At 66.6% G+C, this 6,566-nt stretch carries 4 protein-coding genes; 1 reads left to right on the forward strand and 3 read right to left on the reverse strand.

The genetic code is table 11. The features are described from left to right. Positions 1–694: 694 nt before the first annotated feature. The 3 genes from ACWKY3_RS08125 to ACWKY3_RS08135 are packed head-to-tail and all read right to left on the reverse strand — an operon-like array spanning position 695 to position 5,141. On the reverse strand, positions 695–1,564 hold the full coding sequence (locus tag ACWKY3_RS08125) for a dimethyl sulfoxide reductase anchor subunit family protein (RefSeq protein WP_449315917.1): 870 nt from the start codon (positions 1,562–1,564) through the stop codon (positions 695–697). 3 nt (positions 1,565–1,567) lie between these two features. Continuing rightward, on the reverse strand, positions 1,568–2,224 hold the full coding sequence (locus ACWKY3_RS08130; RefSeq protein WP_449315918.1) for a 4Fe-4S dicluster domain-containing protein: 657 nt from the start codon (positions 2,222–2,224) through the stop codon (positions 1,568–1,570). Position 2,225: 1 nt separating this feature from the next. Beyond that, positions 2,226–5,141, reverse strand: a complete 2,916-nt coding sequence (locus ACWKY3_RS08135) for a molybdopterin-containing oxidoreductase family protein (RefSeq protein WP_449315919.1) — start codon at positions 5,139–5,141, stop codon at positions 2,226–2,228. A 251-nt stretch (positions 5,142–5,392) separates the two neighbouring features. On the opposite strand from ACWKY3_RS08135, the gene ACWKY3_RS08140 reads away from it, so the two are divergent. Beyond that, a complete protein-coding gene (locus tag ACWKY3_RS08140) occupies positions 5,393–6,295 on the forward strand; it encodes a LysR family transcriptional regulator (protein WP_449315920.1) in 903 nt (300 codons plus the stop codon). The last annotated feature ends 271 nt before the right edge of the window (positions 6,296–6,566 follow it).

The following is a 6,566-nucleotide window of genomic DNA, read 5'->3' on the forward strand; positions in this document are numbered from 1 at the left end:
AGGCGGTACGACCTAACAAAACAGGACCCAGGTGTGCACGCTTTTTCCGTTGTTAGATGGTTTCTCGGGAAGGACTCCCCCCCCCCCTCGGGGCGCTCGGGGGCGCCGGAGAACGCTCGGGGCGCGCAGACCCGCCGGAAGGGAGGCTGCGCGGGGCGTGCGGGGCTCGCCGGAGGAGCGGCGTCCGGCCCCTCTGGCGGACGATCCGGCGGGGCGCCGCCCGCAAGTTGGTCACAAACCGCGCCCTGTGGCACTCCGAAGGGCCAATTCGGCGCATCGGCGGGTCGCGCGTTTTCCACGACCTGGGGTTTCTCCGAACACGAAGGGCGCGGAGGATGCGAAACCGGCCCCGTGCGTGCCATAGGACGCGGTTTGTGACCAACCTGCGGAAGCGCCCGGCCCCGCCGGCGGCGGCTTGGCGGGGAGGCTGCGGGCCGGGCGCACGGATCGGAGTGCCCCGCGGCGAGCCGGGTGACGCAGCAGGTGACGCAGGACGGGGATAACGTCACGCTCCAGGCGCCCAGAGGGAGAATGTTCCACGTGAAGCATCCGGGACGCGCTGCCGCCGTTGCGCCCGCGGCGCGCGATCCCGCCTCGCGCGAGGCGCCCGGGGAGGGGGCGGGGAGCCCCCTCCTCCGCGTCCGCAGGAGGAGGGGCGCGCCCATGCGGCTCCCGCGGATGCGAGGGGTGGGCGCTAGTAGAACATGAACACCGAAAGCCCCAGCTCGTAGAAGACCACGCGCAGGGCGATGGCCCCTACGAGGGCGCAGGCCACGGCGACGGCGCCCCAGACCTTCCAGTTGGCGGTCTTGCGGCCCATGAGGGCCGCCGCCAGCGGAACCAGGCCGCCGACGACCACGGCGCCCGCCCACAGAAGCGGCGCCTGGGCGGCCACCGCGGCCGCCGCGTCGGCCATGCCGGCGGTGGGGTGGGTGGGGTCGAAGTAGAAGCCCACCTCGGCGAAGGCGCCGGCGGACGCCTGCAGGGAGGCGGCGAAGGCGACGGCCGCCGCGGCCCCGAGGGCGGTCCCTGCGAGGGCCGGCAGGCCGGCGGGCGCCGTCTCGTCGCCCGCCGCGGCCATGACGAGGGCCATGGTGCACGGCCCGAGGGCGCAGGCGTTGCCCAGCACGTAGAGGATCCAGAGCACGCTGTCCCACGCGGGGCGGGCGGCCATCATGTAGGAGTGGGCCATCACCGCGACGAGGACGGCGCACGCGGCGACGGACAGCCAGCAGAGCCACTTCGGGACGGTGGCGCCGTCCTCGGAGCGGCGCATCATGACCAGGTAGGCCACGGCCACCGCCGCCAGGGCCACGATGGCTATCAGCTCCTGGGTGATGCCGGAGGTGATGTGCCCGAAGCCGTTGAAGATCCTCTCCCAGTGCTCCAGGTGGAAGAACACCGCGATCCCGCCGGCGACGAGCAGGGCCGCGCTCGCAACCCAGGCAGGCAGCTGGGACCTCTTCGCGTGCCCGCCGGCCGCCAAGAGCGCCTGCGTCCCGAACAGCCCCGCGCTCCACGCCACCAGCGTGGTGAACAGAATCAAAGGCCATTGCAGTTCCATAGCCTACTCCCCTCCCTTCCACTCACGGCCGCGCAGGATGTACACGAACGCCGGGTTGTTGCCCACGTTCGGCAGACGGTGCACGTCGGCGTCCTCATAGGGCTTCACGTCGTCGCCGAGCTTCACGCGGGAACTCGCGACGCCCTCGTACGACCGATCCTCCACGGCCTCGTGCGGACCTTCGAAATTCTCAAGCCCCGCATCCAAGCCCCCGAAGAACCGCGCGCGCCCGCCGCACTGGCTCACGCACTGCGGCAGCTCTCCCTGGGCGATCTGCTGTTCGCAGAGCGTGCACTTCTCCACCACGCGCTCCTCCTCGTTCAAGTACCTCACCCCGTAAGGGCAGGCCATGGCGCAGAACTGGCAGCCGATGCACTTGGACTTGTCTATCTGCACCGTGCCGTCCTCAAGCTTGTGCGAGGCGCCCGTGGGGCACACGGCAACGCACTCGGGCTGGGCGCAGTGCTGGCACTGCACGGTCAAAAAGTACATCTCCACATCGGGATACTGCCCCGATCCGCCCTCCTTCGGGTTGGGGCCTATGCGCAGCGTCTTGTTCCAGAAGCTTCCGATGGGCACCTGGTTCACGGTTTTGCAGGCAACCGAGCAGGCTAGGCATCCGACGCAGCGGTTCAGATCCGTCGCTATCGCGTATTGCATGTCACACCTCCTTCATCTGGGCGTCGCTCAAAGGCAGCCAAGCCTTCAAGCGCTCGTCGTCGGCGCTCGCGATAATGGGGGTTCCGTCGTCTCCGCGCGGCACGCCTTCGTCCGCCTTGTAGATTTTCACCGCGTACCCGCGCAGGTTCGTGCACCCGCAATGCGGATCCTGGGCATGCCTGTCCACCAGGCAGTTCACGCCGGACAGCTCGAAACCGTGGCTCGGCTGGGAAAGCTCGGGGAACCACCATTGGTGCTCGCAGTTCGCCACTCCGCGCGGAATGCCGTAGTAGAGGTCGGCCGTCTGGCGGATGCGGCCCCGCTGGCTTTCTATCCACACCCAGTCGCCCTGCTCGATGCCCAGCTCCAAGGCGTCGGCCGGGTTGATCTCGCAGCGCGGCGCGGGCCAAAGCTCCCGGCACCACGGCAGCTGCCTGTGCTCGCTGTGGAAGTACACCGGGATGCGCCGGCCCGTCGTGAGCGTGAAGGGATACTCCTCGTGCAGCTGCGGATCGGCCACGGGGCTTTCGGGGGGCTCTGTGAAGGTGGGCAGCTCCCACCCTTCGTCAGGATGGTACGTTTCCATGACGGTGGACCACAGCTCGTGTTTCATCGTGGGCGTGTCGAACCCGGGAACGGGCACATGCTTCTCCCCGTACCCGAACATCGCGGACCCCGACCAGCCGTACGGGAAGGTGCGCAAATAGCCCGTCTCGTAGCGCCGGTAGGTGCCCCAGTCGTCGGGGCAGAACTTCTTGGCGTCCCACCAGCCGTTTTCCTGGAACTCCTTCTTGTAGGTCTGCCAATCCATCCCCGAGCCGTCGATGTCCAGGTTGAGCTGGAAATCAAGGGTGTCGGGCCAGGGATTGTCGGGCATCGGCGAATGGGGAACCCCCATGGCCCGGTACAGGTCTATGACGATCTGCGCGTCGTGCTTGACCTCGAAGGGCAGGTCGATGCACTGCTGCATGGCGCCGAAACCGCCCGACGCTCCCTGAGACATGCGGGCGCAGTCCGTCTCGAGCCAATGGGCGACGGGCATGAGGATGTCGGACATCTCGGACGTGGGCGTGTGCCACAGCTCCATCGTCGCCAGGAAGTCGAGCTTCTTGAGCTGCTCCCAAGCGTGGAGGGAGTTCGCCATGTTCATGTGGTCGCCCGACTGGCAGATGGCGCACGACACCTTGTAGGGTTCGCCCGTCTCCACGGCATCCCAGATGGTCGTGCAGTCGGCCCAGGAGTTCCACCATTTCAGCAGCGGGAATTGCTCTCCGCCGAGGATCTTGCCCATTTGGTCGGGAGGGATGTTCGGGGCCCCGTAGGGCGTCGAGAGCGGAATGGAGGAGATGGGGCCTCGCGTGGGGCCGCGGTTGCCCGCCGGCGTGTCGAAGTTGCCGGTGATGCCTGTGACCGCGTCGATGGCCCGAACGTTCTGGATGGCGTTGGCGTAGTGCTCGATGGCCAGCATGTATTGGATGCCGCCGTTGCCGTAGCCCGTCGTCGGGTCGAGCCTTGTCGCGTAGGCAAGCGCGGCGGCCTCTATCTCCGCTGCGGGGATGCCGACAATGGCCTCGGCCTTCTCGGGGGCGAACTCCGCGCACCTGTCCGCGTACAGCTGCCACACCGGCACCACCTTGGACGCCGTGCCGTCCTTGAGGACGATTTCGAACTCGCCGTACAGCGCCGGGTCGATCTCCGGATCGAACGGCGACGGGTCGGCCACCCAGCCCTGCTCGACGCCTTCGACCAGGTGCTCCTGGCTCGCCTGGCGTCCCTCCGTCTGGGGCTTCCACTCCTCGCCCTCCCAGTGGGCGTCGGTGGGATCAGCATCCCACCAGGTCAGATGGCCGGTGGGGTCGTTGTCGTGCAGAGGGTGCGCCTCATCCGTTCCAGCCAGCTCGTCCCACACCATGAAGCGCGTCGGCTTGCCGCCCTCCTTGATGTCGGATTCTTTGAGCAGCCTGGTCTTGAGCTCAAACGTGGCGCGGCGGGTGGTGGTGAAGCCGGAGGGTTCTATGTCCTGGCACATCAGAAACGGCCCGTTCGTCCAGCGCTTCACGTACAAATCGTCGCACAGGTCGTTCTCGATGATCACGTTGGCCCAGGAAAGCGCCAGGGCCGCGTCGGTGCCGGGACGCAGGTGCATCCACATATCGGCTTCTTTTCCGAGGTTCGTTTGGCGCGGATCCACGGATATGTACAAGTCGGCCACGTCTGCCGCGTCGACGGTGGTGCGGCACGAGTCGTCGTAGTTCGATATCTCCGCGCTGCCGCCCCACTGCACGTACACCTTGGGGCGATCGACCGTCGCCATCCAGCTGTGAGCGAACTCCGACACCATCTCCGTGGCGAAGTGGCGCGGACCCTTGCACACCTGAAACGACACCATGGTGTTCGGGGATCCCACGAGCTTGCCCAGGCCGTTGCCGTAGGTGCTCATGCAGTAGATGCGGCTTGTCCCGGCCATGGCGAAGAACGTCTCGCCGCCGTATTTGCCGCTCAGCTCCTTGAGGGCGCTGGCGGTGGACTCGATGGCCTCGTCCCATTCGATGCGCACCCAGCCCGGATCCTCGCCCTTGGGGTTCGTGCGCTTCATGGGGTAGCGCAGGCGGTCGGGATGGTAGGCCGCCTGGATGGACGACTGCGACTTCGTGCAGCAGTTTCCATGCGACTGAAACGCGCTCATGTCGCCCTCGACCTTGATCGCGCGGCCATCCTGCACGGTCACCCACACCCCGCACTCCATCTTGCCGCATCCGCGGCATGTCGTGCGGATTCGCTTGACGCCGGCGTCATCCGACGATCCGGCGCCCTCGGCCAAAGCGACCGGGGTCGCCGCTTGGGAGAGTCCCGCTGCCGCTGCGGTGACCGCCGCCGCCTTCAGGAAGCTCCTTCGCGTGAGCGCAAGACCTCTCATGCCTCCTCCTCTCGTCTGTGATTCGGCGCAAGCCGCGCGGTTGACGGCCCGCGCCCCTCGGGCCCATTCTAGGAACCCGGAGAGAATGGGGGAAATGACGATGGCGGGCCGCACGCGACGCATCGTCATGAGGACCGGCCAACTTGGAATGAGGCCATTCCACGTTGGCCGGGGCGGCCGCGACGAAAGGAGGAGGGAGATTGAGGCGGGGATTTTCGGTACAATGTTCGCACGAGGGAAGGGGGACCCACATGGACATCGCGCTGATGAGGGAATTTCTCGAGTTGGTGCATTATTCAAACTTCACCGAGGCGGCCCGCTCCATCCCCGTATCGCAATCGACTCTGAGCAAGCACGTGCAGCATTTGGAGCGGGAGCTGGGCTGCGTGCTGATAGAGCGAGACAAGCAACGGGTGTCGCTCACTCCCCAGGGAAGGATCGTCGCCGAGCACGCGGCCGCCATCGTGTCCAACTTCGACAGGATGAAGCGAGAACTCAAACGCGACGACGGCGTCCGCATCGAGCTGCGCATAGGGGGCGTGTTCCAGGACCGCGAGGTGATGCGTTTGTTCTCGCAGGCCAAAGCCGACCTTGAGCGGCGCGGGATAGAGTGCCTGTTCGACTTCAGGCCCAACGCGCCCATGCCCCACTCCCATGAGCTGATCGAAGGCCACCTTGACCTGCTCGTCCTGCCGCCTGCCGTGATCGAGGCGAACCACCTGGTGCTCGGCCACCGGCTGCTTTACAGCAGTCCGTTCGTCGCCTGCCTGCGCAAAGACGATCCTGCGTCCTCGCGCGCGCCCATCGGCATGGCGGACTTGCGAAGGATGACGTTCATCCGACTTGTTGGGAACCACTTCAACGATAGCTGGAACTACATTGAAGCCCTCTGCCTTGCGAACGGGTTCCAGCCCGCGACGCGCGAGTGCTTCTTCAACTCCCCCCACGAGCTGTCCATGCTCAGGCTGGACCACAACGAGGTGTTCGTGGTGTGCCAATCGTCCTTGCAGGACATGATCTTCCTCACCGATCCAAACCTTGTGCAGACGCCCATGGAAAACGCATTGTTCCCCATATCGTGCTATTTCGTGGAACAACCTTTGGCGAAGAACGTGGAGGTGTTCCTGGAGGCCCTTGAGAATCTGCTGAAATAGCAGGGTTATCGCCGCGCCTTCGCTGCGTGGCGATGGCGGGAAGCTGAGGTGGGGGCGGGACGGAGGAGCCGGGCGCCCCGCAAGGAGGCGGCCTTCCCGTTTGCAGGGGGGTTTCGGGGAGGGAGGCCGCGCCCGCGCGGGGCGCCCGGGGCGCGCGGACCCGCCGGGGTCGCCCACAGGTTGGCCGCAGGACCCCCGGGCGACCCCTCCGTGACGCAGAATGGGGATAACTTCACGCTCTCTCAGGCGAAAAGGGGGAGGATGTTTTACG

This window comes from Rubneribacter sp. (assembly GCF_965361815.1).

What these genes read in the sequence shown, in the direction of transcription:
- ACWKY3_RS08125 (WP_449315917.1), bottom strand. Translation starts at nt 1,564, where the DNA reads ATGGAACTGCAATGGCCTTTGATTCTGTTCACCACGCTGGTGGCGTGG.
- ACWKY3_RS08130 (WP_449315918.1), bottom strand. Translation starts at nt 2,224, where the DNA reads ATGCAATACGCGATAGCGACGGATCTGAACCGCTGCGTCGGATGCCTA.
- ACWKY3_RS08135 (WP_449315919.1), bottom strand. Translation starts at nt 5,141, where the DNA reads ATGAGAGGTCTTGCGCTCACGCGAAGGAGCTTCCTGAAGGCGGCGGCG.
- ACWKY3_RS08140 (WP_449315920.1), top strand. Translation starts at nt 5,393, where the DNA reads ATGGACATCGCGCTGATGAGGGAATTTCTCGAGTTGGTGCATTATTCA.